The organism is Kribbella sp. NBC_00359, from assembly GCF_036097425.1.
GTDB lineage: Bacteria > Actinomycetota > Actinomycetes > Propionibacteriales > Kribbellaceae > Kribbella.
Map to the genome: position 1 here is coordinate 1,029,667 of NZ_CP107975.1, position 26,319 is coordinate 1,055,985.

The 26,319-nt window shown below is 69.5% G+C and carries 28 protein-coding genes; 11 read left to right on the plus strand and 17 right to left on the minus strand.

The genetic code is table 11. From position 1 onward, the window contains the following. Window positions 1-15 precede the first annotated feature (15 nt). Complete coding sequence (locus OG876_RS04985) at window positions 16-627, minus strand: hypothetical protein (RefSeq protein WP_328523565.1); 612 nt, start codon at window positions 625-627, stop codon at window positions 16-18. A gap of 36 nt (window positions 628-663) precedes the next feature. Next, window positions 664-1,485: a tryptophan 2,3-dioxygenase gene (locus OG876_RS04990; protein ID WP_328523566.1), complete on the minus strand. Its 822-nt coding sequence runs from the start codon at window positions 1,483-1,485 to the stop codon at window positions 664-666. 81 nt (window positions 1,486-1,566) lie between these two features. On the opposite strand from OG876_RS04990, the gene OG876_RS04995 reads away from it, so the two are divergent. Together OG876_RS04995 and OG876_RS05000 are read left to right on the plus strand one after the other, a co-directional pair. Then, the gene (locus OG876_RS04995; protein WP_328523567.1) at window positions 1,567-2,028 is read left to right on the plus strand and encodes a hypothetical protein; all 462 of its coding nucleotides are present in this window, start codon (window positions 1,567-1,569) and stop codon (window positions 2,026-2,028) included. Window positions 2,029-2,189: 161 nt separating this feature from the next. Next, a complete protein-coding gene (locus OG876_RS05000) occupies window positions 2,190-3,560 on the plus strand; it encodes a glycoside hydrolase family 76 protein (protein ID WP_328526859.1) in 1,371 nt (456 codons plus the stop codon). Here OG876_RS05000 and OG876_RS05005 read toward each other — a convergent pair. Both OG876_RS05005 and OG876_RS05010 read right to left on the minus strand, forming a co-directional pair. Beyond that, window positions 3,544-5,409: a DUF2264 domain-containing protein gene (locus OG876_RS05005; protein WP_328523568.1), complete on the minus strand. Its 1,866-nt coding sequence runs from the start codon at window positions 5,407-5,409 to the stop codon at window positions 3,544-3,546. The genes OG876_RS05000 and OG876_RS05005 overlap by 17 nt on opposite strands. After that, on the minus strand, window positions 5,402-7,219 hold the full coding sequence (locus OG876_RS05010; RefSeq protein ID WP_328523569.1) for a heparinase II/III domain-containing protein: 1,818 nt from the start codon (window positions 7,217-7,219) through the stop codon (window positions 5,402-5,404). The genes OG876_RS05005 and OG876_RS05010 overlap by 8 nt, the downstream gene beginning before the upstream one ends. A 117-nt stretch (window positions 7,220-7,336) precedes the next feature. Here OG876_RS05010 and OG876_RS05015 point away from each other — a divergent pair, with 117 nt between their 5' ends. Together OG876_RS05015 and OG876_RS05020 are read left to right on the plus strand one after the other, a co-directional pair. Beyond that, window positions 7,337-7,822, plus strand: a complete 486-nt coding sequence (locus OG876_RS05015; RefSeq protein ID WP_328523570.1) for a DUF2505 domain-containing protein — start codon at window positions 7,337-7,339, stop codon at window positions 7,820-7,822. An 86-nt stretch (window positions 7,823-7,908) separates the two neighbouring features. Continuing rightward, window positions 7,909-8,106, plus strand: a complete 198-nt coding sequence (locus OG876_RS05020) for a hypothetical protein (protein WP_328523571.1) — start codon at window positions 7,909-7,911, stop codon at window positions 8,104-8,106. 1 nt (window position 8,107) lies between these two features. Here OG876_RS05020 and OG876_RS05025 read toward each other — a convergent pair whose 3' ends face one another. Both OG876_RS05025 and OG876_RS05030 read right to left on the minus strand, forming a co-directional pair. Further along, window positions 8,108-8,377, minus strand: coding sequence for a hypothetical protein (locus tag OG876_RS05025; protein WP_328523572.1), 270 nt, complete (start codon window positions 8,375-8,377; stop codon window positions 8,108-8,110). Next, complete coding sequence (locus OG876_RS05030) at window positions 8,365-8,718, minus strand: hypothetical protein (protein WP_328523573.1); 354 nt, start codon at window positions 8,716-8,718, stop codon at window positions 8,365-8,367. The genes OG876_RS05025 and OG876_RS05030 overlap by 13 nt, the downstream gene beginning before the upstream one ends. A gap of 237 nt (window positions 8,719-8,955) precedes the next feature. Between OG876_RS05030 and OG876_RS05035 the strand changes: the two genes are divergently transcribed. Beyond that, window positions 8,956-9,588 (plus strand): TetR/AcrR family transcriptional regulator, encoded by a 633-nt coding sequence (locus OG876_RS05035; protein ID WP_328523574.1) that lies wholly within the window; start codon window positions 8,956-8,958, stop codon window positions 9,586-9,588. Window positions 9,589-9,762: 174 nt separating this feature from the next. Here OG876_RS05035 and pruA read toward each other — a convergent pair whose 3' ends face one another. Next, window positions 9,763-11,391, minus strand: coding sequence for an L-glutamate gamma-semialdehyde dehydrogenase (gene pruA / locus OG876_RS05040; protein WP_328523575.1), 1,629 nt, complete (start codon window positions 11,389-11,391; stop codon window positions 9,763-9,765). A gap of 196 nt (window positions 11,392-11,587) precedes the next feature. On the opposite strand from pruA, the gene OG876_RS05045 reads away from it, so the two are divergent. Then, window positions 11,588-11,977, plus strand: a complete 390-nt coding sequence (locus OG876_RS05045) for a nuclear transport factor 2 family protein (protein ID WP_328523576.1) — start codon at window positions 11,588-11,590, stop codon at window positions 11,975-11,977. 1 nt (window position 11,978) lies between these two features. On the opposite strand, the gene OG876_RS05050 is transcribed toward OG876_RS05045, so the two are convergent. Genes OG876_RS05050 through OG876_RS05065 form a run of 4 tightly spaced genes read right to left on the minus strand, consistent with a single transcriptional unit; the run spans window position 11,979 to window position 15,388 of the window. Continuing rightward, complete coding sequence (locus tag OG876_RS05050) at window positions 11,979-12,455, minus strand: VOC family protein (protein WP_328523577.1); 477 nt, start codon at window positions 12,453-12,455, stop codon at window positions 11,979-11,981. Beyond that, complete coding sequence (gene ku, locus OG876_RS05055; RefSeq protein ID WP_328523578.1) at window positions 12,452-13,381, minus strand: non-homologous end joining protein Ku; 930 nt, start codon at window positions 13,379-13,381, stop codon at window positions 12,452-12,454. The genes OG876_RS05050 and ku overlap by 4 nt, the downstream gene beginning before the upstream one ends. A gap of 16 nt (window positions 13,382-13,397) precedes the next feature. Then, a complete protein-coding gene (locus OG876_RS05060) occupies window positions 13,398-13,925 on the minus strand; it encodes a DUF6912 family protein (RefSeq protein ID WP_328523579.1) in 528 nt (175 codons plus the stop codon). Further along, the gene (locus OG876_RS05065; protein WP_328523580.1) at window positions 13,922-15,388 is read right to left on the minus strand and encodes a WS/DGAT/MGAT family O-acyltransferase; all 1,467 of its coding nucleotides are present in this window, start codon (window positions 15,386-15,388) and stop codon (window positions 13,922-13,924) included. Before OG876_RS05065 ends, OG876_RS05060 begins: the two co-directional genes overlap by 4 nt. A gap of 172 nt (window positions 15,389-15,560) precedes the next feature. Here OG876_RS05065 and OG876_RS05070 point away from each other — a divergent pair, with 172 nt between their 5' ends. From OG876_RS05070 to OG876_RS05080, 3 genes are all read left to right on the plus strand, one after another. Continuing rightward, the gene (locus OG876_RS05070) at window positions 15,561-16,049 is read left to right on the plus strand and encodes a cupredoxin domain-containing protein (protein ID WP_328523581.1); all 489 of its coding nucleotides are present in this window, start codon (window positions 15,561-15,563) and stop codon (window positions 16,047-16,049) included. Window positions 16,050-16,170: 121 nt separating this feature from the next. Then, window positions 16,171-17,499 (plus strand): hypothetical protein, encoded by a 1,329-nt coding sequence (locus OG876_RS05075; protein WP_328523582.1) that lies wholly within the window; start codon window positions 16,171-16,173, stop codon window positions 17,497-17,499. After that, window positions 17,499-18,242 carry a nucleotidyltransferase domain-containing protein gene (locus tag OG876_RS05080; protein ID WP_328523583.1) on the plus strand — a complete coding sequence of 248 codons (744 nt, stop codon included), beginning with the start codon at window positions 17,499-17,501 and terminating at the stop codon, window positions 18,240-18,242. The genes OG876_RS05075 and OG876_RS05080 overlap by 1 nt, the downstream gene beginning before the upstream one ends. Here OG876_RS05080 and OG876_RS05085 read toward each other — a convergent pair. The 5 genes from OG876_RS05085 to OG876_RS05105 form a co-directional block, all read right to left on the minus strand. Further along, the gene (locus tag OG876_RS05085; protein WP_328523584.1) at window positions 18,202-19,431 is read right to left on the minus strand and encodes a glycosyltransferase 87 family protein; all 1,230 of its coding nucleotides are present in this window, start codon (window positions 19,429-19,431) and stop codon (window positions 18,202-18,204) included. The two genes, OG876_RS05080 and OG876_RS05085, sit on opposite strands and share 41 nt — an antisense overlap. Window positions 19,432-19,433: 2 nt before the next feature. After that, window positions 19,434-20,105: an HAD family hydrolase gene (locus OG876_RS05090; protein WP_328523585.1), complete on the minus strand. Its 672-nt coding sequence runs from the start codon at window positions 20,103-20,105 to the stop codon at window positions 19,434-19,436. Window positions 20,106-20,178: 73 nt separating this feature from the next. After that, on the minus strand, window positions 20,179-20,967 hold the full coding sequence (locus OG876_RS05095; RefSeq protein WP_328523586.1) for a DUF4097 family beta strand repeat-containing protein: 789 nt from the start codon (window positions 20,965-20,967) through the stop codon (window positions 20,179-20,181). Window positions 20,968-21,072: 105 nt separating this feature from the next. Beyond that, window positions 21,073-22,338 carry an AAA family ATPase gene (locus OG876_RS05100; protein ID WP_328523587.1) on the minus strand — a complete coding sequence of 422 codons (1,266 nt, stop codon included), beginning with the start codon at window positions 22,336-22,338 and terminating at the stop codon, window positions 21,073-21,075. Continuing rightward, entirely contained in the window at window positions 22,338-22,997 is a 660-nt protein-coding gene (locus tag OG876_RS05105) for an SAF domain-containing protein (protein ID WP_328523588.1), read from the minus strand. Before OG876_RS05105 ends, OG876_RS05100 begins: the two co-directional genes overlap by 1 nt. A gap of 183 nt (window positions 22,998-23,180) precedes the next feature. On the opposite strand from OG876_RS05105, the gene OG876_RS05110 reads away from it, so the two are divergent. Then, window positions 23,181-23,429 (plus strand): helix-turn-helix domain-containing protein, encoded by a 249-nt coding sequence (locus tag OG876_RS05110; protein WP_328523589.1) that lies wholly within the window; start codon window positions 23,181-23,183, stop codon window positions 23,427-23,429. A 354-nt stretch (window positions 23,430-23,783) separates the two neighbouring features. On the opposite strand, the gene OG876_RS05115 is transcribed toward OG876_RS05110, so the two are convergent. Next, window positions 23,784-24,332: a hypothetical protein gene (locus tag OG876_RS05115; RefSeq protein WP_328523590.1), complete on the minus strand. Its 549-nt coding sequence runs from the start codon at window positions 24,330-24,332 to the stop codon at window positions 23,784-23,786. 160 nt (window positions 24,333-24,492) lie between these two features. Between OG876_RS05115 and OG876_RS05120 the strand changes: the two genes are divergently transcribed. Then, window positions 24,493-26,319, plus strand: a complete 1,827-nt coding sequence (locus OG876_RS05120) for a LysM peptidoglycan-binding domain-containing protein (protein ID WP_328523591.1) — start codon at window positions 24,493-24,495, stop codon at window positions 26,317-26,319.

Here is a 26,319-nt window from a genome sequence, read left to right on the forward strand (position 1 = left end):
TCGTTGAGAGTAGCTTCAGGCTGGTCGCGGGGCCTTCAAACCCGTACTTCGAAGCTCGAGGTCGGCGAGCTGCGCGATCACCGTGCTGTCGCCGTCGCGCCAGGCGGCGACGGGGTCATCGGAGATCTTCGCGAGCTTGTGCATGGGCTGATTGGCCATCGCGCGGAGGGCGAACAGGTCCAGATCGGCGGCGCTGTCGATGAACTTCTGGGCCGCCGTGGCCCGGCGGGAGAAACGGATCCGGCCTGGCAGCCAGATCAGCAGCGCGAACAGCACCGGCAGCGCGATCGTCACCCCGGCCAGCACATACGCCAGCTGCTCGACCGCGTGCGCCTCATCGCGCCCGGCCTGCGCCAGCTTCCCCGCGGCCCCGGCCGCTCCGTCGATGGGCGCCCGCAGCTGGTCGCCGACGGCCGGGACCTTGCCGATCGGTTCGGACAGCTTCCGCAGGTCTCCGGCCAGGCCGTCCCCTGCCTCGGCCGCCTTCCGCCCCGGCGCGCCCAACGCGTCCGTGATCCGGTACACCAGCAGTCCGAGTTCCACACACAACCAGACCCAGCCAACCAGCATCAGGTCGCCCAGGAACTGCCCGAACCGCTGTGTTCCCACGTCGGAGTAGAGCTTCACCGCGCCTGCCCTTCATCGGGTTCGTCCGCGGTGACACTAGAGGGTCGAGCGCAGATCCCACAGCAACGGGTAGTAACGAAGATCCAACCGGCTGCGTAGGTAGCCGGCGCCGGACGAGCCGCCGGTGCCCGGCTTGGTGCCGATCATCCGCTCGACCATGACGACGTGGCGGGCCCGCCAGGCGGCGGCCAGCTCGTCGTGCTGCAGCAGCGCCTCGGCGAGCTCCCAGATGGCGGCGTAGTGACCGCGGTCGCCGGCGACCTTGCGGAGAGCGTCGCGAGTCGCGTCCTCGGTGTCGGTGTCGAAGCCGGCCTTCTGCAGTACGACGAGAAACGCGTCCCAGAGCGTCGGGTCCTCCAGGCGCCGGCCGAGGCGTTCCTTCTCGGTCTCGGTCAGCCCGCGGAACCGCCGTACGAAGGACGGGTCCTTGGCGCCGGAGAGGAACTCGATCTCGCGGAACTGCACCGACTGGAACCCGCTCGCCGGCGACAGCCGGTGCCGGAACTCGCCGAAGTCCTGCGGCGTCATGGTCTCGAGGATGTCGACCTGCTGGGTCAGCACCCGTTCGATCGTGTGCACGCGGCGGAGCAGATGCTGGGCCAGCCAGAGCTCACCGGACAGCATCGAGTCCCGGGACGCGGTCAGCTCGTGCAGGATCTGCTTGAACCACAGCTCGTACACCTGGTGAATCGTGATGAACAGCAGTTCGTCGTGGGCCGGCGGATCCGACTCCAGCCGCTGCTGGTCGAGCAGCTCGGCCAGCCGCAGATAACTGCCGTACGTCAGCCGCCCACCGGCCTCACCGAAGTGGACGTCGACCCCGTCCCACCGCCCCGCAACCCCGTCCTCTGTGCTCATGGGCCCGAGAGTAACCGACGCGTTCGTGACCGGTCAGCGATTCGTTCGTTGGACCTGAGGTACGCCGATACAAGGAGTTGCATGTCCGCCACGGTCCGAACCCCGCTTGTCCCGGGACCTGTCCAGGGCCCCACGCGTGAAGAACCGCAGCTCGAGGCACTGCTGCTCGACGACTATTCGTCCCTGGTTCACCTGGCGTATCTCATCCTCCCGCCGTCGGTCAGCCGGCAGCGGCGGGTGAGCGCGGCCCACGCCGTCGTGCAGCGCGCGCTGCCGCCGGGCGTGACCCTGCCGACCGGCGATCCGCGGGAGTTCATGCGGCGTCGCGTCGTCCAGGAGGCGACGAGGCAAGCGTCGCAGCGGAGTGCGTTGGCACGGCTGAGCGGAGTCCTCGCGCGCGCAGACGAGCTGAGCTTCGAGCCGTGCGCCACGCACGTCGACCACACCGCGATCCGGCGCCGCACCGAGTGCGGCCGGCGGGTGGCGATCGCCTTCACCGTGCTGCTCACCGTCGGCATCCTGCTGGGCTTGCTGACATCTTGACGTCGCGGTGACCGTCCACCTACCTTCGGTGACACCGCTCTCTTCCTACCGCCCCAGGGAGATCCGTGATGTTCGTTGGAATCGTTTCCAGCCTCAGCCTGCTAGCCTCGCCTCTCGGCGCACCACCTCCGGCCCCGGCCCCTGAGACCCCGGCGGTGAACATGTCCACCCAGGCAACGATCTGCAACAAGTACTGCGACGCCCGCGACCCCGCGCTCTCCCCCGGCGACCGGGCCCCGGTGTCGGCGACGCTGTTCGGCCGGACCGTCTCGCTGCACTTCGACGACGCGGACGCGATGGGCTGGGCCTCGATCGAGAACGGCAATCCCGGCGACGAGGTGTGGCTGGACCGCTCGATGGACGGCGGCCGTACCTGGACCGACGGCAGCCGCCTCGGCAACACCGCGATCCCCGCCGGGCAACGCGGTTGGCGCACGCTGATGTACAACGTCGACGACTGGAACAACCTCGGCGTCGGCGCCCTGCGCGCCTGCGGTAAGGCCGGCGACCGCCACGACATCGCCTGTACGCCGTGGGCCCGGACCACGTGGAACGCCTGGGATCGCCGTACGGCGGCCGCGACCGCGCAGATGCAGTACTACAACCGCTCGACCGGACTGTTCGACACCACCGGCTGGTGGAACTCGGCCAACGCGTTGAACGCGGTGATCGACAACATCCGGGTCAGCGGGATGGACAGCTACAAGTACGCGATCGCCCGGACCTACGACCTCAACCTGAATGCCGCGGAAGGCCAGTTTCGCAACGACTACCTCGACGACACCGGCTGGTGGGGTCTCGCCTGGGTCGCGGCGTACGACGTGACCGGTGAAGCGCGCTATCTGCAGACTGCCCGGGCCGACGCCGACCATATGGCGGCGTACTGGGACAACACCTGTGGTGGCGGCGTGTGGTGGAGTGAGGCGAAGACGTACAAGAACGCGATCTCCAACTCGCTCTACATCCAGCTCAGCGCGGCGCTGCACAGCCGGATCCCCGGCGACTCCACCTATCTCCAGCGGGCACAGGCCGGCTGGACCTGGTTCCAGCAGACCGGGATGATCAACGGCTCCCAGCTCGTCAACGACGGGATCGACCTGTCCACCTGCAAGAACAACGGCGCCACCGCATGGACCTACAACCAGGGTGTGCTGATCGGCGCGCTCACCGAGTTGGCCAGGGCAACGAACAACTCGGCGTACCTGACCAGCGCCCGGCAGCTCGCCGACGCGGCGACCACCGCGCCGTCACTGCACACCGCCGATGGGATCCTGCGCGAGCCCTGCGAGTCGGGTGACTGCGGCGGCGACGGCCCGTCCTTCAAGGGCGCCCACGTGCGCGGCCTCGGCAAGCTCAACGCGGCGCTGTCCGATCATCCGTACACGGCCTACCTCCAGCGGCAGGCCGACCGCGCCTTCACCGCCGACCGTACGCCGATGGACCAGTTCGGACTGCGGTGGTACGGCCCGGTCGACAACCTCGACGCCGCCCGGCAACAGTCCGCGCTCGACCTGCTCAACGCGGCCCCGTGAGTTCGAGACGATCCACTTGGCCGTCCGACCACTCGACCCGGACCGTCCGGCCCTCGCTGGACACGAGCGGGAGCGGCTCGGGGTATCCGCCGAGCGTGACGGTGGCGAGGTAGACGACATCCGGTTCGGGGTGGATCCGGGCACACGGTACGGCGGTGTGGTTGCCGACGGCACTCGCTTCGGTGGACCGGCGGACGTCGTACTCGAACCCGGCGCCTGCGGCAACGGACGAGACGAGGCCGTCGGTCGCGGCCTTCGCCATTTGGCCTTCGACGGTGGGCGGCTCGGTCCCGGACAGCGGCCAGCCGCTGACCTCCAGCTGCCACTCCGGATCAACGTTGCCTTCGACAACCACCGCGCGTACCTCATGGCTGCCGCGCAGCAGCGAGCCGACCACGAGGCGCGGCCCCTCGATCACCTCGCCTTGGCGACCCGATCCGTGGTCCCGGCCGGTCTCCGCTGTCCGCACCCAGTGCGCGGTCGCGGCCGAAACACCGGTGCTCACCGTGGTGAACCCATTGCGGTGGCTCGGGCCGAGCTCCGGGTGCACGATCGCGACACTGTTCTCGACCGCGGTCGACCAGGCGGCGCTGTCCATCGGCGGCATCGTGTGGGTCGAGTAGGCGATCCGTGCGTAGAGCGGCGAGTCGGCGCGCCGGTCGCCTGGGACCGAGTGATCTGTGCCGTGGTTGACGATCCGGACGACACCGTCGACCTTCGTACCGCTCACCAGCCAGCCTGGCTCGGGGAGTTGGAGCGTGAAGTCACCGGCCTCGACCGGTAGCGGTTCCTCCCGCGCCACCCAGACCGGATGGTCGGCGGGGAGCATGAGGCCGAGCATGCCTTTGACGACCCAGTACGGGGACCCCGGGCCTGAGTACGACTGGGCGATCCGTGGCCATTCGCCGTACCAGCCGAGGTTCAGCAGACCGCGGTCGTCGGGGACGCCGCGGTCGAGGAAGTGCGCGAGCATCCCGGACGCCCCGCGCCGGAGCAGGCCCAGCGGTACGTCGGTCGCGCCAGTGATCGCGCCCATCCACAGCGGCGCGGCCGTGGCGAAGCGGTAGGTGAGGCTGCGGCCTTGGACCAGGGGCGAGCCGTTGCCGCCTTGGAGGTGGACGACGGTTCGGAGGTACTGCGCCAACCGGTCGCGCCACGCGGTCACCAGGGAGTGCTCCACGAGCGTCGAGCCCATGGTTGCCCACAGCAATGGAAAGACGTGGAACGCCCAGCCGTTGTAGTGGTCGAACGCGCGCTCGGGACCGTCTGCGTACCAGCCGTGGCCGCGGTACAGCGACTCGTGCACAGCCAGACCGCTCTCGATGTCGGCGGCCGACCACGGCCCGCCGACGGACTCGAGGAAGGTCTCGACGACGATCTGGAACCAGACCCAGTTGACCGGTGGGTACTGCTCGCCGACGACGGTGGCGAGCCACGCGACGATCCGCTCACGATCCTGGTCGTTCAGGCGGTCCCACAGCCACGGTCGGCTGAGGTGCAGGCCGAGGGCGATCGAGTAGGCCTCCACCTTCGCCTGGCCGAGGCGATCGGGTCGAGGCCACGCGTTGGGTGACGCGGGGTCCGTGCCGGCACGGAGGCCGTCGGCGTACCACTCGGCGAACCCCTGGGGATCGTTGCCCTGCTCGCCGTGCAGCCGGACCGCTGCGAGCAGGAAGGATCGCGCGAACGCCTCCAGGGAATCGCTGTCCGATCCGTGCGCGCTCGGCTGGCCGGGGAGGTCGATGCGGGCGTGATCCGGTGAGTTCCAGGGGCGCAACGACAGCAGCAACCCGTCGGCGGTCGCGGCCCAGTGCTCGCGGGTCAGACCGGTGTACGGCGCGTCAGTCACGGGCACTCGTGACGGTCAGCTCGAAGGAGTTGCGGTCGGGCGTGATGACGAGCCGATGCACGATCGAGCCCCAGACACCTTCCAGGAGTTGGTCTTCCACCGCTCGTCGCTCCAGCCGTGCGGCGCCGGCGTCCCACCTGAGCTGAACGTGCCCGCCGGTGAGGGTCTGGATCCGGAGCCGGCCCGGCTCGTGATCGAGCGGCGTACCGGCGATGACGAAGTGCTGCTCGGCCGAGCCGTCCCACTGGTCGGCGATCCTGATCGCACCCGCCTCCAAACTGGCCACCCGCCGATAGCGCGACCCCGTGGGATAGGCGTGCGACAGGTCGAGTGCCAGCGAGTTCTCTTGCGCCTCAACCTCGGTGGCGCGGTACTGCGCGCCGGGGAGCTGCTCTTGGCCGTCGATCAACGGGACGTTGTGCCAGTCGCTCCGGACGACCCAGTGCTCGTAGCGGCGGTCGGAGAAGGATAACGCGGTGTACGTCGGCTGGCCGAGGTCGATCAGCACCGGAGTCCCGTCGAGGGCGGCGATGAACGAGCCGACGTCGTTGTGGTTGTGGTTCTCGTTGTTGTGGCCACCCTTGATCGCCAGGGTCAGGCCGTTCGAGGTGCCGGCCGTTTCGCGGACGACCAGGACCTGCAGCTCGGCGAGATAGGTCGACCGTGGCAGCGGCAGATCAGCTTTGGCGCTGGCCCACCAGGCATCGTCGGTGAATCCGATCAGCGCTCGGCCGAGACCGGCGACCGGCGCGATCGGCTGGTCGCGATGTGCGGCGGCCTGGGCCATCACGGCGGCGTCATCGTGATGGCGGCCCCAGCGGTGCAGGAGATGCCAGGGCTGGTTCGGGTCCGGACGGGCGGAGCCGTCGGCCACGTTGACGTACCAGCCGTTCCCCAGCGCCATCCGTTGCGGATAACGGGCCAGTTCGGCGAGCGGCGTACAACTCCAGGGCGCGAAGGCGCCGTTCGTGATGATGTCGAGGAGGTCGAGGGCTTGGGCCAGGCGGGCGGGACCGTTCCACCAGTAGGCGTAGCCCTCGTCGCAACCGCCGTCGGCCGGGAGTGAGTTCAGGTATCGATCGAGGCCGTCGACGACGAGGTCGGCGACCTCGAGCCGGACCTCGGGGTCGTCCTCGAGGAAGAGCGTGGCGGCGAGGACATGGCCGTGGACCCACGGGTTCCAGTTGCTCAGGTGACCGGTCAGGCCGAGCCAGTGCCAGCGGCGATCGGTGCGGAACGGCTGGATGACGCGACGACGGACCTCCGCGCGAAGGCGCCGCCGCAGCCCCGGCACGCGGGCGTCGAGCGCAGGGCCGAGCACGAGGTCGGCCCAGGCCAGGATCTCCGCGGTCTCCGCGGCACCCAGATCCAGGTACGGCTGGTCGGGATCGCCCAGCACCTCATGTCTCTCGGTCGCGAAGGACTCGTGCGCTGCCCAGCACCAGGTGGTCTGCTCACACAACAAGAGCAATCCGTCGGCGGCCTGATCGACGTACGCCTGGTCAGCGGTCAGCGTGGCGGCCACCACGGCGGTCGACGTACGACGCCGTAGCTCGCCGGCTGGGGTCTCGTAAGGGGTGCGGGCGCCGTCACGCCAGAAGCGGGCGTAGTCCGACAGCAAGGTCTGCGGCCAGGGCCGGGCACGGTCGGCGTCCGCCTCGGCCAGGATCGCCTTCACCGCCGCGGGGTCACGGGTCCCCCACGTCTCGCGGGCCGTCAGGTCCGGTACGCCGGCCCGCTCGCGTGCCGACGCGACCGCCTCGGCACGACCTTCCGCCCCAACCGCCATCCACCGCTCGGCGAGCCCCATCGGTCCTCACTCCGTCCGGCAATCGCTTGCCCAGGCACCGTAGCAGGCGACTCCGCACCAGCCGGCGGGTGCGGCGGAGGGGTCCGGTGACCGAGCGGCAATGCCATGATGTGCGGCATGGAGCTGAAGCTGTCGGCGTCGTACGACGCCACCCCCGAGGAAGTGTTCGCGATCGTCTCGGACGCCACCTTCCGCGAGCAGGCCTGCGAGAAGACCAAGGCGCTGTCGTACGACGTGCAGGTGACCGAGTCCGGCGGCGACACGATCGTCCGGGTCAGCCGGGAGATGCCGTCGGACGACGTACCCGACTTCGCGCGGAAGTTCGTCGGCCAGACGCTGACCGTGGTCCAGACCGAGACCTGGCACGCGGCCGCCGCGGACGGATCCCGGCGGGCCGACGTGGTCGGCGAGATCAGCAACACCCCGGTCACCCTGAAGGGCACCGCGAGCATCAGCGGCGGCGCCCAGGCGGTCCAGGCGATCGACCTGGACGTAAAGGTCGCGGTCCCGCTGATCGGCAAGAAGATGGAGCCGTTCGTCGTCGACGCGATCCGCTCCGGCCTGCAGAAGGAGCACGAGCTCGCCCGCGACTGGACGCACTGACCCGGCCGGGCCGAGTGTCGCTACCGTGACGGGCCCGGCTCCGGTGGCAACCTGAACGGAAGAGTTGCTCCGGAGGTGAGCCCGTCATGCGGAAGAAGCGCCAGCGCGTGGAGCCCGTGGGTGAGGATTCGCAGTACTGCGTGTTCTGTGCGGCGGTGATGCCGTTCGAACGGATCGAGGCCGGGGATCACCTGGTCGACGAGCCGGACGAATGGATCTGCGTGAAATGCGGATCCGCGCTGCTCGTCGACCCTCCTCTGCAGGAGCTCGACCGCACCGCCTGACTTACAGCGGCGGGCCGAAGGCGCACAGCACGCGGGTTGCGTGGGCCGGGTCGAGCGCGTTGGCGACCAACTGAGCGACAGTCGGGTCGAAGGCGAGACCGACGTGGCCGACCGGGTGGAGTGGGCAGGTGTCCTGGACGTACTGGTTCGTGACGCCGGGCCCGCGGATGAAGGACGTTTCGTGCGGTGTCACCAGGGCGTCGAAGCGGGACGCGATCACCGTGAACTTCACGCCGGGCTGGGCGATCGGGCCGACGGTCAGCTTCTGCACGGCTGCACCGCCGACGATGAGTTCGTCGCGGCCGGGCAGCCGAACTGCTGCAGGACCTGGTCGACCAGCGGGCCGAGCCCGAGGTAGTCACCCACGCTCACCAGGCCGGCGAACGTCGTACCGTTCGTCGGCGGCGCGAGGGCGATCACCTTGCCCACCTGACCGGCGTACCCGCGGACCTTGAGGCCGTACAGGCTCTGCAAGGCGGCCGACGGCTTGCAGGACCAGTTGTCGAAGCCCGATGACGGCGCGGCGATGGCGGTCGTCGCGGTGGTTGCCGAGGCTGTCAGCAGGACAGTGGCGATCAGGCCGGCCGCGGCCCGGCGCAGGCGGATTCTCATGTGCAGCTCCCCGTTGAAGAACACCCGCCGCCGAGGGCGGCGCTCCTTAAGAACACCCCGCCCCCGAAGGCGGCGCTCCTTAACACCCCGCCGCCGAGGGCGGCGCTCTGTCGTTGTATCGTTCAGTGACGCCGAGATCACAGACAGTTGAACATGGGAGCCTGGTTACAAACAAGAGCTCATGTTCGAAACAAGTTGCTCCGGTTATGAATCCGCCACGGGGGTACCGTCCAGCGCATGAGCAGGACCATACGGGGATTGGACGCCGAGCAACGCCGGGCGGAACGACGCGAGCAGCTGCTGGACGCGGCGCTCAAACTGTTCGCCGCCAACGGCTATCTCGGCACGTCGATCGAGCAGATCTGCAGCACGGCGTACATCGGGACGAAGAGCTTCTACGAACTGTTCTCCAGCCGGGAGGAGTGCTACCTCGCCCTGCTCCGGCGGACCTCGGCGCGCCTGGAGGAGCAGGTGGCCGACGCCGCGGCGCAGGCGACCGGCAACGAACGGCAGGAGGCGCCGCGGCTGCTCGCGACCTTCGTGCACGCGCTGGTCGACGACCCGCGCGTCACCAGGGTCACCTTCGGCATGGCCTCCGGGATCTCGGAGACGGTCGAGCGTGAACGCCGGACCAACCGCCGCTGGGCAGCCGGCTTCCTGATGCAACTCTGGGACCGGTACGACGGCCCGCCGCCCGAGGAGCAGCGAGCCGTCCGGCACAGTGCCGCGATCGGCCTGGTCGGCGGGATGTTCGACCTGATCTCGGACTGGCTGCTGGACGCCGATCTCACCAACCGGAACCAGGTCGAGGCCCTGCTCGACGACCTCACGACCTTCTACATCACCGTCCGCCGGGGCCTGGCGACCTAGACGAGCGCCGCCTCAGCCCCGGTCCCCCACCACCGTCTTTTCGCTTCTTTCGTCAGCCCTGGTCCCCCACCAGTGTCTTTCTCGCTTCTTTCGTGAGCCCGGTCCCCACCACCGTCTTTTTTTCGCTTTCTTTCGTCAGCGCTGCTCCCCCACCACCGTCTTTTCGCTTCTTCGTCAGCCCTGGTGCGGGTAGCGGTAGTCGGTCGGCGGGGCGAAGGTCTCCTTCAGCGACCGCGGCGAGACCCAGCGGATGAGGTTCCACATCGAGCCGGCCTTGTCGTTGGTGCCGGAGGCCCGCGCACCACCGAACGGCTGCTGCCCGACGACCGCGCCGGTCGGCTTGTCGTTGACGTAGAAGTTGCCAGCCGCGAAGCGCAGGTAGTCCGAGGCTTCGGCGATCGCGTGCCGGTCCTGCGCGATGACCGCACCAGTCAGCCCGTACGGCGCCGAGTGCTCCATCTCCCGCATCACGGTGTCGTAGTCGGCGTCGTCGTACACGTGCACGCCGAGGATCGGGCCGAAGTACTCGGTGCTGAAGATCTCGTCGGTCGGGTCCGCCGAGACCAGCATCGTGGGCCGGACGAAGTACCCCTCGCTGTCGTCATAGGTGCCACCGGCAACGACCTCGATGGAGTCGGTCGTGCGGGCCCGGTCCAGGGCCGCCTTGTGCTTGGCGAACGCGCGGTCGTCGATCACGGCGCCGATGAAGTTCGACAGGTCGGTGACGTCGCCCATGGTCAGTGAATCGGTCTCGGCGACCAGGTCGTCGCGGATCCGATCCCACACCGAGCGAGCGACGTACGCACGCGAAGCGGCCGAGCACTTCTGGCCCTGGTACTCGAACGCGCCGCGCACCATCGCGGTCTTCAGCACCGCCGGGTCCGCGGACGGGTGCGCCAGGATGAAGTCCTTGCCGCCGGTCTCGCCGACCAGCCGCGGGTAGGTCTTGTACGACGCGATGTTCGTGCCGACCGTGCCCCACAGCGACTGGAACGTCTTGGTCGAGCCGGTGAAGTGGATCCCGGCCAGATCCGGGTGGGTCAGCGCGGCCTTGCTCACCTCGAGGCCGTCACCGGTGACCAGGTTGATCACGCCGGCCGGCAGGCCCGCGGCCTCGAGCAGCCGCATCGTCCAGTGCGCCGCGAACTGCTGCGTCGGCGACGGCTTCCACACCACGGTGTTGCCCATCAGCGCCGGCGCGGTCGGCAGGTTGCCGGCGATGGCGCTGAAGTTGAACGGCGTGATCGCGTAGACGAAGCCCTCGAGCGGCCGGTAGTCGACCCGGTTCCACACTCCCGGGGACGAGATCGGCTGGTCGCTGACGAGCTGCCGCGCGAAGGCCACGTTGAAGCGGAGGAAGTCGATCAGCTCACAGGCCGCGTCGATCTCGGCCTGCTGGATCGTCTTCGACTGGCCGAGCATGGTGGCCGCGTTCAGGGTGTCGCGCCACGGGCCGGCCAGCAGGTCGGCGGCCTTCAGGAAGATCGCGGCGCGGTCGTCGAACGACAGCGACCGCCACGACGGAGCAGCCGCGAGCGCCGCGACCACGGCCGCCCGGCCATCGGCCTCGGTCGCGTTGCCGAGGGTGCCGAGCACGTGCGCGTGCTTGTGCGGCTGCACCACCTCGACCAGCGTGCCGCCACCCAGCTTGTGCTCGCCGCCGATCGTGCAGGTCAGATCGATCGCACCCGCCGCGGTGAACTCCTTGAGCTTCGACTCCAGACTCGCGCGCTCGGCCGAACCAGGCGCATACCCCTTGACGGGCTCGTTGGCAGGCGTCGGAACGGTGGTGACGGCATCCATAGTGCGAGGCTCCTCGATCGTGTGGTGGACCGTGCTGCGGCGCCGCTGCGGGTGGGCGGCGCGCGCTGCCACTAGGTGACACGAGCATCGTGCCACGCCGAACCCCCGGACCACGAACCCGACTGGTCCGCTCTCACGGCGACCTCATTTGTAGCATACGTTTCACCTGAAGAGGTCCCCGAGCGGAGGAGCAGCCATGGATCCCGACGACCGGATCGCCATCACCGACCTGATCTGTCTGCACGGCCACCGGGTCGACGCCGGCGAACGCTGCGACGACCTGTTCACCCCGGACATCGCGTACGACGTCTCCGACCTGGGCGGCGGCGTGATCGTCGGTACGACGGCGCTGTGGGAGGCGGCCCTGGCGCTCGGTGACAGCAATCCCGTCGGCCATCACGTCACCAACATCGTTCTCACCGAGGTCGGCCCCGACGAGGTGTCGGCCCGCTCCAAGGGCATCGGCGTGATGGCGGACGGCACTACCGGCAGCGTCACCTACGAGGACACCGTCGTACGCACCGCCGCCGGTTGGCGGATCAGCCGGCGGAAGGTTCTGGCCCGCCGCCGGCCGCTGGGGCGGTAGGTCAGGGGCGCCAAGGCATGTGCTGGAGGGCCCAGGTGTTGCCGTCGGGGTCCTCGAACCAGGCGTAGAAGACGCCGCCGAGGTCTTCGGTCTCGCTGACGTCGACGCCGCGCTTGATCAGCTCCTCGCGAGCGGCCTCGATGTCCTTGACCACGAGGTGCAGGCCGCGCAGGGTGCCGGGTGGCATGTCGAGCTGGGGCAGGCCGGTGACCAGGGTGATCGAGCAGTAGGAGCCCGGCGGGGTGAGCTGGACGATGCGTACGCCGTCCGCCGGGGAGACGTCGACGTCGACATGGAAGCCGGCCTGCTCGGAGTAGAACCGCTTGGCCCGATCCACGTCCGTCACCGGGACCGGGACGAGCTCCAGCAGGAAGGCGCCGGGCGTGACCACCGCCGCGGTCGGATCCGCCGGGATCTCCGAGGCGTCCTTCGGGATCTCGGTCTGGGTCGGCGGCGGGGTCGGCAGCTGATCGGTCATGCGGACTTCTTCGCCGTCTTCTTGGCGGTCTTCTTCGCCGGGGCCTTCTTGGCCGCCGCGGCCTTCTTGGCGGGAGCCTTCTTGGCGGCGGCCGCCTTCTTCGCCGGGGCCTTCTTGGCCGGCTCGGCGTCCGCGGACCCGCCCGCACGACGGGCCTTCGCGGCCTCGACCGAGGCGCGGAGCGCGGCGACCAGGTCGACGACCTCGGCGCCCTCCGTCTCCTCCTCCTCGGTCTCCGGCAGCGGGACACCCGCGGCCTTCGCCTCGACCACCTTCTCCAGCGCCTGCCGATACTCGTCGTGGTACTGGTCCGGGTCGAACTCGCCCCGCAGCGTGTCGATGTACGACGACGCCATCGCCTTCTCCTGGGACCGGATCTCCACGTCCTCGGGCGGCGCGGCGAAGGACGCGTCCCGGACCTCGTCCGGCCAGAGCATCACCTGCAGCACGAGGATGTCGTCGACGGTCCGCAGCAGCCCCAGGCTCTCCCGCGACCGCAGAGCCACCTTGACCAGCGCGTACAGCTCGGAGCCGTCGAGGGCGTCCCGCAGCAGCACGTACGGCTTGGCACCCGGCCCGCCGTCGGCCTGCAGGTAGTAGGACTTGCCCAGGTACAGAGGGTCGACCTGGTCGGCGGGCACGAACTCGAGGACGTCGATGACCTTCTTGCTGGACAGCGGCAGGTCGGCGAAGTCGTCCGGTTCCAGCACGATCATCCGGCCGTCCGGCATCTCGTAGCCCTTGCCGATGTCGGAGTACGGCACTTCCTCGCCGTCGATCGAGCAGATCCGCTTGTACTTGATCCGGCCGCCGTCGGCGACATGCACCTGGCGGAACGAGATGTCCTTCTCCTCGGTCGCCGAGAACACCTTGATCGGGATCGTCACCATCCCGAACGAGATGGCACCCTTCCAGATCGCCTGCATCGCCATCAGCTCCCTGTCAGCTCGATCCGTTCCGCCCGCGCGGCCCCTCCGCCGCCAGCAGGTCGGGAATCTCCTGTGTCGCGTACCACAACAGGTCTTCACCCTCGCACGAATCGAGGGCGAAAAGTGCGTCGTCGTCGCCGTTCTGGGCCGCATCCCAGAGGTCGGCGGCCTTCCCCACCACCGCCGCCGCGCCGGCCGCGTCCAGGTGGACGGCGGCCACCGTCGTCCACGGGATCACCACCTGCAGCTCCAGCCGGGCGTCCCCCAGCTCGACCGATCCGTCGGCCGGCGGTACGGCGCTCACCTCGGCCGCCACGACCACTCGTCTCCGCGCAGTCTCCGGATCGGCCGCGAGGAGTCCCACCGAGGCACGGGCGGCCTGCGCCATCGCGGCGTACTCGAGCTCCTCGTCGTCACCCTCGGCGTACCACTCCCGCAGCGCCGGTGTGACGGCGTACGCGGTCAGCGGGGCCGGGCCGAGCTCGCCGGCGTGACACGCGGCGTCCAGCAGCCGCAGCGTGGATGGGATGTAGACCCTCATGAACCCGCCTTCTTGGTCGTGCCGCGGGGTTTCTTCCGGCCCCGGGAGGCCCGGTTGTGGCTGCCCGTGGTGGTGTCGAGCAACTCGTCCAGCGCATCCGTCACACATTGGGCGAAAACAGCCAGGTCCGGCATCGCGGTGCGGTCCGCGTTGAGCCCGTAGAACACCTTCCCGTCGTACGACGTGACGCCGACGGACAGCCCCTGTCCGGGCATCAGTGGGACCACCGGGTACGACGCCAGCATCGGCGCACCCTGGGCGTACAGCGGGAACTGCGGACCGGGCACGTTGGTGATCACCACGTCGTCGATCGGCCGGACGGTCGTGGTCGCGACCCGGGCGGCGAGCGCGTGCAGCGTGGTCGGGGCGAACCCGGCGATGCCGACGAGCGACTGCGCACTGACCGCGCGGCCGGTGTCCTTGTGCACCTTGGTCTGATACGAGATCTGGTGCATCCGCATGACCGGGGAGTTCTCCCCGACCGGGAGGTTCACCGTGGAGGCGATCACCCGGGACCCGAGCGAGGTCGGCTCCTCGTCCTCGTCGTCGCGGATGCTGACGGGGACCACGGCGCGGACGCTCCGGGTCGGTCCGACGCCCTCACCACGTGTCATCATCCAGCCCCGGAACGCGCCCGCGACGACCGCGAGGACCACGTCGTTGACCGTGCCGCCGTGCATCGCGCGGACGGTCCGGTAGTCCTCCAGGTCGGTCTGCACGGTGGTGAACCGGCGCTGACCGGACGTCTTCACGTGGAGCGAGCTCTCCTGCACATGGCGCTGCGCGACCAGCGAGCCGACCACGTCCCCGAGCACCTCGCGGACCGACGTTGCCCCGGTCAGGCTGGCGATCTCGGCCCGGGCCAGCTCCAGCACCGCGGTGGGGTGCCGGGTGGCGTCGGTGAACACGCCGGCGAGCAGCTCCAGCGCGGACGGTGGGTGCTGCGGCTCCCAGGTGTCGGTCGGGGTGTCCCGGGGCTGCGCGGTCGCGTCCAGCACGACCTGGCCGATGTCGACCGTGCTGTTGCCGTCGACAAGGGCCTGGTGGGACTTGGCGATGATCGCGAACCGGTCACCTTGCAGGCCCTCGACCAGGTACATCTCCCACAGCGGCCGGGCCCGGTCCAGCCGCCGCGACATGATCCGGGCGACCAGCTCGAGCAGCTGCGCGTGGGTCCCCGGTCGCGGCAGGGCCGAGCGTCGTACGTGGAAGGTGATGTCGAACTCTTCGTCGTCCACCCAGACCGGGCCGGCGAACCGGCCGGGCACCTGCTGGACCCGCTGCCGGTACCGCGGCACGAACGCGATCCGGTCCCGGATCAGCGCGACCAGGCTCTCGTAGTCGAACCCGTCGCCGGAGTGCACCGGCGGCTCGAAGATGTCGACCGTCCCGACGTGCATCGGAGTGGCCGGGGACTCCGCCTTCAGGAAGGTGAGATCCAGCGACGTCAGCCGATCGGGCATCCGGTCACCTTCCTCTCTGGGGATAGCTTGTCTCGTCACCCTAGCGGCCGGTACCGACAGTGGGCTGCGACACTGGCTGTACGGGAACACTGAGCTATTCGTGTTCGTCAGGCAAGAGGGTGTGTCCCGCACCCTGAGAACTCCACAGACCCCTCGAAAGGCTCCTGGACCGATGCGTTCGACGCTCACTCGCGGTGCCGCCGCCGCTCTTCTGCCCACCCTCGGCATGCTGGTCCTGGCCGGCTGCGGCGGTGGTGACTCCGACAGCGGCGCGAGTTCGAGCAACACGCCGAGCGCCCCCGCCAGTACGCCGACGGCCCTGCCGACGAACACCCCGACCCCGGGCAAGCCGAACCCGAGCTCCCCGTCGAACACCGCGGACCCGTCCGGCGAGCAGGCCGACGTCACCATCAACGTCACCGTTGCCAACGGCAAGGTCACCCCGAGCGGCGCGACCATCAAGGCGAAGGCCGGCCAGACCGTCCTGGTCACCGCGGTCAGCGACGCCGCGGACGAGGTGCACATCCACGGCTACGACAAGGAGCTGCCGCTCACCCCGGGCAAGCCGGCCTCGGTCAAGTTCACCGCGGACATGAAGGGCACCTTCGAGATCGAGACACACGAGAGCGGCAAGCTCGTAGCCAAACTCGTCGTCTCGTGAGTACTGCATTGAATTGCCGCGCCTCCGGCACGGCGCGGTCACGGGGCCTTGGCTCCCGGCCTTCCCTCGTCGCTCCAGTCGCTTCGCTCCCTGCGCTCCTCAGTCCAGGCCGGGAGGCCCCGTGACCGGGCTGATCCTTCCCCTGCACGGAATCGGTGGGCGGCAGGATCTGCCGGTTCCGTTCGGGCTGGCGGTCGGGGGGGCCGCGGTTGCGATCGGCGTCTCGTTCGTCATCCTCGCGCTGGCCTGGCGGAGTCCGAAGTACCGGGGCAACGCCTCCGGTAAGCCGTTGCCTGCCGCAATCACCCGGACGGTCGACGCGGCCTGGTTCCGCTGGGTGGTCCGGCTGGTCGGGCTGGCGACCTTCCTCTACGCGATGGTGTCGCTGATGTTCGGCGTCGACCGGCTGACCAACCCGATCTTCGGGTTCATCTACATCCTGGTCTGGGTCGGCCTGGTGCCGATCTCGATCGTGTTCGGCCCGGTCTGGCGCACGCTGAACCCGCTGCGGACCATTCACCTGCTGCTCAGCAAAGCGCTCCGGCAGCCATCGTCGAAGGGCGTGCTCGAGCTGCCCGCGTGGCTCGGTCTGTGGCCCGCCGCGCTGGGTATCTTCGCTTTCACCTGGCTGGAGCTGGTAGCCCCGGACCGCGCCACCATCCCGGTCCTGCAGGCGTGGCTCGCGCTGTACTTCGTGATCACGCTGTTCGGCGCGATCCTGTTCGGCGACCGGTGGTTCTCGACCGGCGACCCGTTCGAGGTGTACGCGACCCTGATGTCCCGGTTGTCGCCGTGGGGCCGTCGTACCGACGGAGCCCTGGTGGTCCGCCGTCCGCTGGAGAACCTGGACGGTCTCAAGCCGCTACCCGGTCTCGTCGGCATGGTGGCCGCGCTGCTCGGCTCGACGGCGTACGACGGCTTCTCGAACTCGACGGCGTGGATCGGCTGGGCCCAGAACCAGAACATCTCGATGACCTGGCTCGGCACCGCCGCGCTGATCGGGTTCATCCTGTTCGTCCTGGTCACGTTCAGCGGTGCCACGCTGCTGGCCGGGCGGTTGTCGGACAGCTCCCGGACGACACTGCCGCGGTTGTTCGCGCACTCCGTCATACCGATCGCCTTCGGGTACGTCGTCGCGCACTACCTGACGCTGTTCATCCTCGAAGGGCAGCGGACGCTCATCTACCTGAGTGATCCGCTCAGCAACGGCGCCAACATCTTCGGCACCGGTCTGCTCGCGGTGAACACTGGCATCACCAACCACAGCACGACGATCGCGGTCGTCCAGGTGCTGGCCGTGGTCTGCGGTCACCTGCTGGGCGTCGTCTCGGCGCACGACCGTGCCGTCGCTCTGTTCCCGCGCAACAAGGCGCTGGCCGGTCAGATCCCGCTGCTGGTCGTCATGGTCGCCTACACCGTCGGTGGTCTGCTCCTACTGTTCTCCTCGTGATGTACACGGTTGCAGAGAGATCCCGCCTGCGGGATTTGCTGGTGGAGGCCGCTCGGTCTGATGCACGTGTCACCGGTGCGGCGCTGACCGGGTCGGCCGCGGTCGGAGGTGAGGACGAGTGGTCCGACATCGATCTGGCCCTCGGACTCGCGGCCGACGCCGACCAGGACGCCGTACTGGCTGACTTCACGGCACTGATGTACGCCGAGTACGGCGCTGTCCACCACACCGACGTGTGGTCGCGCCGGACGGTGTATCGGGTGTTCCTGCTGGCTTCGACGTTGCAGGTGGACATCGCCTTCGCACCGGCTGCTGAGTTCGGTGCCCTCGGGCCTACGTTCCGGCTGCTCTTCGGCGAGGCTGTGGAGCAGCCGGCCTGGGGGACGCCGGCACCGGTGGACCTGATCGGGATGGGGTGGCTGTACGCGTTGCATGCGCGGTCCAGCATCGCGCGGGGCAAGGCGTGGCAGGCGGAGTACATGATCAGCGGCGTACGCGATCACGTGCTGATGCTGGCGTGCTTGCGGCACGGTGTGCCGCATTCACAGGGCCGTGGCCTACATCTGTTGCCAGCGGCCACCACTGCGGCTGTGGAGCCGACACTGGTGCGGTCACTCGACACCGCTGAGCTCTTGCGAGCCTTCCGTGCCAGTGTCGACGTATTGCTGGCCGAAGCTTCTCTGATTGACGCTGACCTGGCGGTCAGGCTTGATCCGCCGTTGCGGGCGTTGACGACGGTTTAGGCAGGCTGCGGCTGGTGACCGCCAGCAGGATGAAGGCGATCATGCCGACGATCAGGTGGGAGTTGCCGGGGATGGACTGCCAGAAGGTCCAGTTGAGCTCGCGGTCGTCGCGGTACGGCACCCACCAGATCGAGCGCAGCACGAACAGGCCGTAGAAGAGCACTCCGGTGACGACCGCAGGGTTGAGTCCCCAGACGCGGTTGACCGCCCGGATCAGGCTCACGCCGAGCGGGATGATCCAGACCCAGTGGTGACTCCATGAGATCGGCGACGCGTACAGCACGGCCAGTGCCATCACGGAGATCGCGGTCACGCGCTCGTCCGCCAGCCAGTAGCGCCGGGCCAGCCAGAGCACGAGCAGGCCGAACACAACCGAGAGCACGAACCACGCCGGCTGTACCCAGCTCGCGTCGTTGCCGATCCGGTGCAGGAAGCCGTTGAAAGACTGATTGCCGGTGTATGCGATGCCGCCGACCCGGTTGGCATCGAGGATGACATCGGTCCAGTACCGCCACGACTGATGCGGCACGATCGCGAACCCGATCGCCATCGTGGCCAGCAGACCGAGTACGGCGTTGCGCAGCGCGCGCCACTGCTTGGTGACGATGAGCAACGCCAGGAACGGCAGCGGGGTCAGCTTGACGCCGATCGCGACACCGAGCCAGAACCCACGCAGCCGCGCGTCGTTCGGCCGGACCAGGTCCAGCAAGATCATTGCTGTCAGCAACAGGTTGATCTGGCCGAACTGGATCGTCTGCCAGACCGGTTCGAGCAGCAGCGAGAGCGCGGTCAGCGCGACCAGGACCGCCGTCCGCTTGCGGGGCGTGATGAACGCCCAGAAGGTCTTCGGCAGGCTGGTCCGCCACAGGGCGGTGATGCACAGCACCGAGATCGTGGTCCAGGCCACCAGCGCGACACCCCACGGGACCGCAGCAAGCGGCACCATAGCGATCGCCGCGAACGGCGGGTAGGTGAACGGCAACCCCGAGCCCGGCAGCTCGGCGTCGTACAGCGCCTGGCCGTGGAGCAGCACCGAGCCGCCCATCCGGTAGACGCGCAGGTCGATCATGCCGCCGAACAGGCTGCCGACCCAGGCGCCGAGAGCGACCAGCAGCGCGCAGCCGACGATCGCGATGACGACGCGGCGACGGCCGGCCCGGCGAGGTGGGGAGGAGGGTGTGGTGGTCACGGTCACGTCAGGTCGGCTCCGAACAGGGTTTCCAGCGCTCGCCGGGTCTCGTCGTACTCGGTGTGGAGGATCGCGGTCATGCCGACCGCGCGGGCGCCGTCGACGTTGAGCTCCAGGTCGTCGATGAAGACGCACTCCTCCGGCTTCAGGTCCAGCCGGCGGGCGGCCAGCAGGAAGATCTCCGGCTCGGGCTTGCGCATCCCGACCTCACCGGAGATGACGACGTCGTCGAACATCCCGTCCCAGGTGTCGCGCGGGTAGGTGTTGCCCCAGGAGTTCGACAGCAGGGCGGTGCGGATCCCGTGCGACCGGGCCCGGCGGACCAGCGCGGACATCGCCGGCTGGTGCTCGAAGTGCGCGAACATCCGCTCGATCAGCCCCTCCGCGGGCACCGGCGTACCGTCGCGGCGGACCAGGATCGAGGCGAGCTTGCGCTCGAAGTCGGGGACGGCGATCTGGCCGCGCTCGAGGGCGTGCACCGGGTTCAGCTCGGCTTCCGCGGTGGCGCTTTCGGGCGTTGCGGCGGGCAGCCAGGCGAGCACCGCCTGCAGGTAGGAATCGAAGTCGAACCCGTCGAGTTCGGCCCAGCGCCGGAGCGCGTCCTCCAGGCCCGAGGTGAGCACGCCGCCCCAGTCCACCAGCAGGCCGCGCGGCACCACCTTGACCTCTGACATGCCGGCAAGCCTACTCAGAACATGGACCCGACCACGCCGGCGGTCCTCCCGGTCACTCGCCGTATCCGCGGCGTCAGTTGTTGTACTCGATGGTGACGTCGCCCGACGAGGTCTTGGCTTTGATGGTGCGGGTCGCGGTCTGGCTGGTCTTCACATTGGCCGACTCGTCGCCGGACGAGGTGTCGGTCTCCACCTTGTACGACTCGGTGCCGGACGGGATCCGGATCGATACGTCACCCGAGCTCGCCTTCGCGTCCACCGACTGCGGCGCGACCGCGAAGTCGAGGTCGACATCACCGGAACTGCTCTCGGTCGACACACTCGTCGCCTTCAGATCCTGCCCGTCGAGGTCACCGGAGCTGGACTCCAGCCGCAACGGACCGGCGACGTCCTGCACCTCGATGGTGCCCGAACTCGACTTCAGGTCCGCACCACCGGTGAGCCCGGACACCTTGACGTGCCCACTGCTGCTCTTCAGCGTCACCTGCAGGTCCTTCGGAACCGTCACGATGTAGGTGGTCTTGCACCCGAAGGACAGGAACCCGCAGCCGGAGTCGGTCAGCTCGAGCTTGCCGTTGTCGTACTTCTCCTTCGGATCGGACCCGAACACGTTGCGCTCGAACTGCCGCTCGACCTTGACGTCCGGGCCGTCGCCGGCGCGTACTTCGACCTCCGCGGAGCTGCTGTCGATCCGCAGCGCGTCGCCCTGGACCGGGTAGCTGCCCTCGCCGGTCTTGGTGCCCTCGGTCAGGCCGGTCAGCGCCCAGTACAGCCCGCCCAGGATGAGCGCGACCGAGATCGCGATCCCATACCGCCGCTCGGTGCTCATCGTGCTCGCCGGCCGGCCCTCGACGTCGGACATTGCTCTCCCCTGGGTACGACAACAGCCCCACCCTGACACATCCCCCGACGCCTGTCGGTGGGGTTTTCCCCCGTATTACCACCGACTCGACCCTGAGTGGCACGGTCAGCCGACGAGCTCCTTGGCGATGGTGCCGGCGAGTTGCTGGAGGGACTTGCGGAGCTTGCTGGACTTGGCGGACTCGGCCAGGCTGCGGCCGCGGGACATGGCGGTGTCCACGGCGCTCAGGTCGTACGGAAGCAGAGCGGCCGGCTGGACCCCGGCGTACTGCGTGAGTGCCTCACCGACCGCATCGGCGGGAGAACTGCCGAGGGAGCCAGAGCGGATGCGGTTGACCACGACTCTGAGGTTGACCGACGGCACGATGGCGCGCACCTCGTGGATCGCGCGGATCAGGCGGGTCAGGCCGACCGGGTCCGCCGTACCGACGACGATCACCTCGTCGGCCTCCTCCAGCGTCGCCACCGTCGCGCCGTTGCGGCGCGGCGCCAGCGAGTCGAACGAGATCTCCTCATCCGTCTCGATACAGAAGCTGACGTCGACGACGGTCACCGGCGCGAGCATGCGCGCGGCCGACCAGATCGACTCGATCGCGGCCGGCCGCAACTCCGTCCAGCGGTCGGCGCGACTCAGGCCGGTCAGCACCAACAGATGCGGCTCGACCTGACGCGCGTGCTTCGCGAGCATCACCATGTCGAGCGAACCACTCGACGCCGACCGCGCCGCGGCGGCCAGCCCGGAGGTCTCGTCGAGCATCCCGAGGAGCTGCGCGACGGTCCCGCCGTACACATCAGCGTCGGCGAGCAGGGTCGGTACGCCTTTGACTGCGAGCTCGCATGCCAGTCCGACGGCGACGGTCGTCCGCCCGGGCGCGCCGGTCGGGCCCCAGACCGCGATCACCCGGCCGCTGCCCTGGGTGTAGACGGGCGGCGGGTTGCCCGCTGTCTCCGGAGTCAGCGGCACGAATCCGCCGCCGAAGTGCGACAGCGAGGCCGGCGGGCCGGACTCGACCGCATCGGTCACCGCGCGGCCGAGGTCCTCCGGGCTGACGTCGGCCGGGAGGATGCGCTCGATCCCCATCCGGCTGAGCCTGTCCTCGGCGCCGAAGGGTGCGCCGTTCTCGGTCGGGTCCACGAGGGCGAGTACGGCGATCCCGCGCGTGTGCAGTGCGGACACGGCGTCCGAGGTGAGCCGGGCCAGGTCGTCGGCGAGCAGCACCGCGCGGGCCTGACCGCTCGCGGCCGCCGCCATCACGTCGGCGAGGTCGACACAGCGCCGTACCACCCGGATCCCGGGTGCGCGCTCGGTCCGCCGTACGACGTCTGCCTCCCAGGGGGCGCCGGTCACGGCCAGCAGGACGGGGACGGACATCAGCCGGCCCGCCGCACGAGGGTCGGCTCGCCCGCGCTCATCGCGGTGAGCGCGGCCGGGAGCCGCGACAGGTCGGACGGCGCGAGCCCGACCAGGACCTGTCTGCGGGCCGAACCGCCCGCCACGCCTTTGACCGCGTCGATCTGGAGGACGCGAACGCTGCTCCAGAGCAGCTTGGCCGACTGACTCTGCTCCTTCGGGGCGACCCAGATGTCCACTGTGTCGCCGCCCGCGGTGTCCGACGGGAGCCGTCCGGTCGCGACCGACAACGGCAACTCGGTGCGGTTGCGCTCGGACTCGGAGACCGCCGCCTCCCGCGGCACGAACTCACCGGCGTCGACGGCGCGGGCTACGACGAGGCCTTTGAGGTCGGCGTCGGCGGCGACGTACCTGCTGGCGTCGTCGCTGCTGGTGAAGCGCACCCGGACGGTGGTGAGGTCGTCGCCGGTCAGCGTGGTGCCGGCCCGGAGGTCGTGCTTGGCCGCCCAGATCGTGGTGGTGTCGTCGGCCGCCGACAGCAGCTTGGCGCCGGCCAGCGCGGTGATGGCGACGAGCAGTACGCCGAGGACGAGCCGGCCGTCCTTCCACCGGGCCCGCCGGTTGCGCTGGGCCGGGACGGACGGTGCCCCGAACCCACTCCGCACTGCTGTGTCGACCACGTCGAACTCCCCAGTCAATCGATCGCTCTCGGAGCCGACATTCTGCCGTGTCCGGGGACCTCGCTGTGAACGGTCATCCACAGGGCGTCACTCCGGGCCCTTTGCCTGGGGACAAACGAGATCATCCGATCGTCAACCGTGGCAAACTGAAGGAACCAGCCACTATGTGAAGGAGTAGGACGGATGCCGGGTCCTCGATTCCTCCAGCTCGCCGACGTCGCCGAAGTCCTCAACATCTCCGCCAACCAGGTGTACGCCCTGGTCCGGCGCGGCGACATCCCCGCGGTCAAGATCGGCGGCCGCGGCCAGTGGCGGGTCGAGGCCACCGAGCTCGAGAAGTACATCGAACGGCTCTACAGCGAGACCCGCGAGTTCATCGACAGCCACCCGTTCGGCGAAGAAGCAGACCAGACAGAAGACGCTCACCACTAACCCACCCTCCAGTCACCCCGGCGAGCTGGCGCCGGCGTGACGATGCGGTTGGTTCTTGCGAGCCGGGTCCGGCGGCCGACGGCCCGGTTCTTGCGGGTCGGGTCCGCTGACGCCTAGTTCTGGCGGGTCGGGGCCTAGCGGCTGGCGGCTGGCGGCTGGCGGCTGGCGGTTGGCGGCTGGCGGCTGGCGGCTGGCGGCTGGCGGCTGGCGGCTGGCGGCTGGCGGCTGGCGGCACGGTACTTGCGAGCCGGCTCCGACAGCCCGGTGCTTGCGAGCCGGGTCCAGCGGCTGGCGGCCTAGTTTCTTGGAGTCGGGTCCAGCCGCGGCTCAGCGGGCCGAGGATCCACGGTCCGGTCAGCGGCGGCGGAGGGCTCGGAGGGCTTGGGTGGGGACCAGGCGCTGGTTGTAGACCTCGGAACGGCGGCGGGGAGCGTCGAGAGCATGCTCGGCGAGTTCGAGGAAATCCGCTCCAACCCGGTCGATCGTGCCCGTGACCGGTCCGCCGCTGCTACAGAACAGGGTCACCGGCGAGCGGTCACGCGCGATCCCCCGCAGCAGGTGCGCGAGCCCGAGCTTCCCCTCGACCGCACCGCTCGCCGGCTCCGCCCACGGTCCCAGCCTGTGTACGGCGACCAGCGCGGCGACCGGGATCAGCCACTCCTCGTACCGCTCGGTCTCGATCAGCAGGCAGTCCTTCCCGACCCGCGTCAACGTCCCGTGTACCGGGTCCGCGTCGATCAACTCCACCCGGACGACCGTGTCCACGGCCCCCCGCAGCCGGTCGAGCACCGTGATCTTCCCGACCTCGGCCCGGACCCGATCCGCGACCTCGCCGTACAGGTCGCCCTCCTGAAGCGCCTCGAACTGCGACTCCAGGTCCGCGAACAACGCATCCCACCGCATACCCGCTGAACCTACCGCCGTTGGCGGTCACCCTCTGTCAGGAAAGTCCACGCTTCGTGCGTTAAGGACTTGCAAAGTGACGGTAGAACCGGTCTATAGTGGTCAAGCCAAAGCAAACTCAAGCAAACTCATATGTCGGGGGCGAAGCGGGATGAACGCGATGATCCGGGGAGTGAAGGGGACGCTCGCGGTGCTCGCGCTCGTCGGCGTCGGCCTGGGCTTGCGCTGGATGACCGCGGGCTCGATCACCGGTGTGAACAGCCACGACCTCGACTCGATGACAGTCCTCGCCGTCGGCACCGTCGCCTGGATGGCCTACGGCTGGCTCGTCCTCGCAGTCCTCGTGACCGTCCTGGAGCAACTCCCCGGAGCCATCGGCGCCCTCGCCGGAGCCATCGCCGGCCAGATCACCTCAAGCACCGCCCGCACCCTCCTCCGCTCCAGCCTCGGCGTCGCCGCCGTCACCCCCCTCACCGTCGGCGTAGCCCACGCAACCCCCGCCGACGCCACCACCACCCGCCCCTGGACCCAGGTAGAGCCCCACTCCACCCTCCAACTCACAACCACCCCCACCCGGCCCAACTCAACCGCCCGCCTTACTGCACCCGCCCCAGCCACCCACCCGAACGCCGCCCCCTCACGCACGACGAACTCGCCCACCACCGAGCTGCGGTCACCGATCCAGCTCGCAGAACCTGCACCAGCAGCTCACCCGCAGATCTCCGCCGCAGGCACGACGGATCGGCGCGCCACCGAGCCGGGCTCAACAGTTCACCTCGCCGGACAGGCACCCGCCGCTCAACCGGACGCCGCCGCGTCATATACGACGAACTGGCGCACGACCGAGCCCGGCTCAACAGTCCACCTCACCGGGCCGGGACCCGCCGCTCACCCGAACGCCGCCCCCTCACGTACGACGAACTGGCGCACCACCGAGCCCGGGTCAACAATCCGCCTCACCGGCCCCGCACCCACCGGTCACCCGGACGCCGCGGTCTCAGGTACGACCGACTGGCGCACCACAGAGCCGCCGTCGACAGTCCGCCTGACTGAGCAGGCACCGACCGGCCCGGCACATTCCAGCGCCCGGACCGACGCCCCCAACCCGCACACCACACAGGGCCAACAGCCGCCCACGACCAACGGCACCCTCTCGGAGGCCGGCGTACGGACCCCACCGCCGAACGCAGCCCAGTCGGACGCGGCACGCACGCAGTCCTCCCGCCGGACCACGGGCGCTCCGGCGGACGGCGTACGTACGCCGGACGGCAAGATCACCCGTCAGCCCGCGCCAACCCAGCCCCATGCGAGCCGGCATGACGGGACCCGGCCCGGTACCAGCCAACCCAGCGCGAACCAGCCCCGCACCACCCAACCCGCCACCACCCGGCCTGACGTGACCCGGTCCGGCACCACCCGGCCCCGCACCAACCAACCTGGCGTGAACCAACTCCGCACTACCCAGCCCGACACCACCCGGCCTGGCGTGGACCAGCCCGGCACTACCCAACCCGGCACCACCCGGCCCGGCGTGAACCAGGGCGGGACCACCGAACCCGGCACCACCCAGCGCGGCGTGAACCAGCCCGGCACCACCCGACCTGACGTGAGCCGGCCCGACGTGGACCGGGCTGGTGTGGGAGGGGTGGAGGACGGGGTGCCGGGTGGGGGGCGGGTTCGGGTGGGGGTGCCGGATCGGCCGGCGGTGGGGGCGGCTACTCGGTATACGGATCTGCGGTCCGGGGTTCCGGTGCGGGTGCCTGGGCGGGTTGTGGTGCGGGCCGGGGACTCGTTGTGGAGCATCGCGGCGCGGGAGCTGGGTCCGAACGCCAGTGCCGAGGCGATCGCGGCCCGGTGGCCGGAGTGGTACGCCGCCAACCGTCAGGTGATCGGTTCCGATCCCGACCTCATTCTTCCCGGTCAGGTACTGCGCATCCCGGCAGCCGCGACCGGCCAGCACGTGCCGCCCACCCACCAGGAGAAGTGA

Excerpts from the sequence above, each read along its gene's own strand:
- OG876_RS04990 (WP_328523566.1), bottom strand. The coding sequence starts at position 1,485 with ATGAGCACAGAGGACGGGGTTGCGGGGCGGTGGGACGGGGTCGACGTC.
- OG876_RS04995 (WP_328523567.1), top strand. The coding sequence starts at position 1,567 with ATGTCCGCCACGGTCCGAACCCCGCTTGTCCCGGGACCTGTCCAGGGC.
- OG876_RS05000 (WP_328526859.1), top strand. The coding sequence starts at position 2,190 with ATGTCCACCCAGGCAACGATCTGCAACAAGTACTGCGACGCCCGCGAC.
- OG876_RS05010 (WP_328523569.1), bottom strand. The coding sequence starts at position 7,219 with ATGGGGCTCGCCGAGCGGTGGATGGCGGTTGGGGCGGAAGGTCGTGCC.
- OG876_RS05015 (WP_328523570.1), top strand. The coding sequence starts at position 7,337 with ATGGAGCTGAAGCTGTCGGCGTCGTACGACGCCACCCCCGAGGAAGTG.
- OG876_RS05020 (WP_328523571.1), top strand. The coding sequence starts at position 7,909 with ATGCGGAAGAAGCGCCAGCGCGTGGAGCCCGTGGGTGAGGATTCGCAG.
- OG876_RS05030 (WP_328523573.1), bottom strand. The coding sequence starts at position 8,718 with ATGAGAATCCGCCTGCGCCGGGCCGCGGCCGGCCTGATCGCCACTGTC.
- OG876_RS05035 (WP_328523574.1), top strand. The coding sequence starts at position 8,956 with ATGAGCAGGACCATACGGGGATTGGACGCCGAGCAACGCCGGGCGGAA.
- pruA (WP_328523575.1), bottom strand. The coding sequence starts at position 11,391 with ATGGATGCCGTCACCACCGTTCCGACGCCTGCCAACGAGCCCGTCAAG.
- OG876_RS05045 (WP_328523576.1), top strand. The coding sequence starts at position 11,588 with ATGGATCCCGACGACCGGATCGCCATCACCGACCTGATCTGTCTGCAC.
- OG876_RS05050 (WP_328523577.1), bottom strand. The coding sequence starts at position 12,455 with ATGACCGATCAGCTGCCGACCCCGCCGCCGACCCAGACCGAGATCCCG.
- ku (WP_328523578.1), bottom strand. The coding sequence starts at position 13,381 with ATGCAGGCGATCTGGAAGGGTGCCATCTCGTTCGGGATGGTGACGATC.
- OG876_RS05060 (WP_328523579.1), bottom strand. The coding sequence starts at position 13,925 with ATGAGGGTCTACATCCCATCCACGCTGCGGCTGCTGGACGCCGCGTGT.
- OG876_RS05065 (WP_328523580.1), bottom strand. The coding sequence starts at position 15,388 with ATGCCCGATCGGCTGACGTCGCTGGATCTCACCTTCCTGAAGGCGGAG.
- OG876_RS05070 (WP_328523581.1), top strand. The coding sequence starts at position 15,561 with ATGCGTTCGACGCTCACTCGCGGTGCCGCCGCCGCTCTTCTGCCCACC.
- OG876_RS05080 (WP_328523583.1), top strand. The coding sequence starts at position 17,499 with ATGTACACGGTTGCAGAGAGATCCCGCCTGCGGGATTTGCTGGTGGAG.
- OG876_RS05090 (WP_328523585.1), bottom strand. The coding sequence starts at position 20,105 with ATGTCAGAGGTCAAGGTGGTGCCGCGCGGCCTGCTGGTGGACTGGGGC.
- OG876_RS05095 (WP_328523586.1), bottom strand. The coding sequence starts at position 20,967 with ATGTCCGACGTCGAGGGCCGGCCGGCGAGCACGATGAGCACCGAGCGG.
- OG876_RS05100 (WP_328523587.1), bottom strand. The coding sequence starts at position 22,338 with ATGTCCGTCCCCGTCCTGCTGGCCGTGACCGGCGCCCCCTGGGAGGCA.
- OG876_RS05110 (WP_328523589.1), top strand. The coding sequence starts at position 23,181 with ATGCCGGGTCCTCGATTCCTCCAGCTCGCCGACGTCGCCGAAGTCCTC.
- OG876_RS05115 (WP_328523590.1), bottom strand. The coding sequence starts at position 24,332 with ATGCGGTGGGATGCGTTGTTCGCGGACCTGGAGTCGCAGTTCGAGGCG.
- OG876_RS05120 (WP_328523591.1), top strand. The coding sequence starts at position 24,493 with ATGATCCGGGGAGTGAAGGGGACGCTCGCGGTGCTCGCGCTCGTCGGC.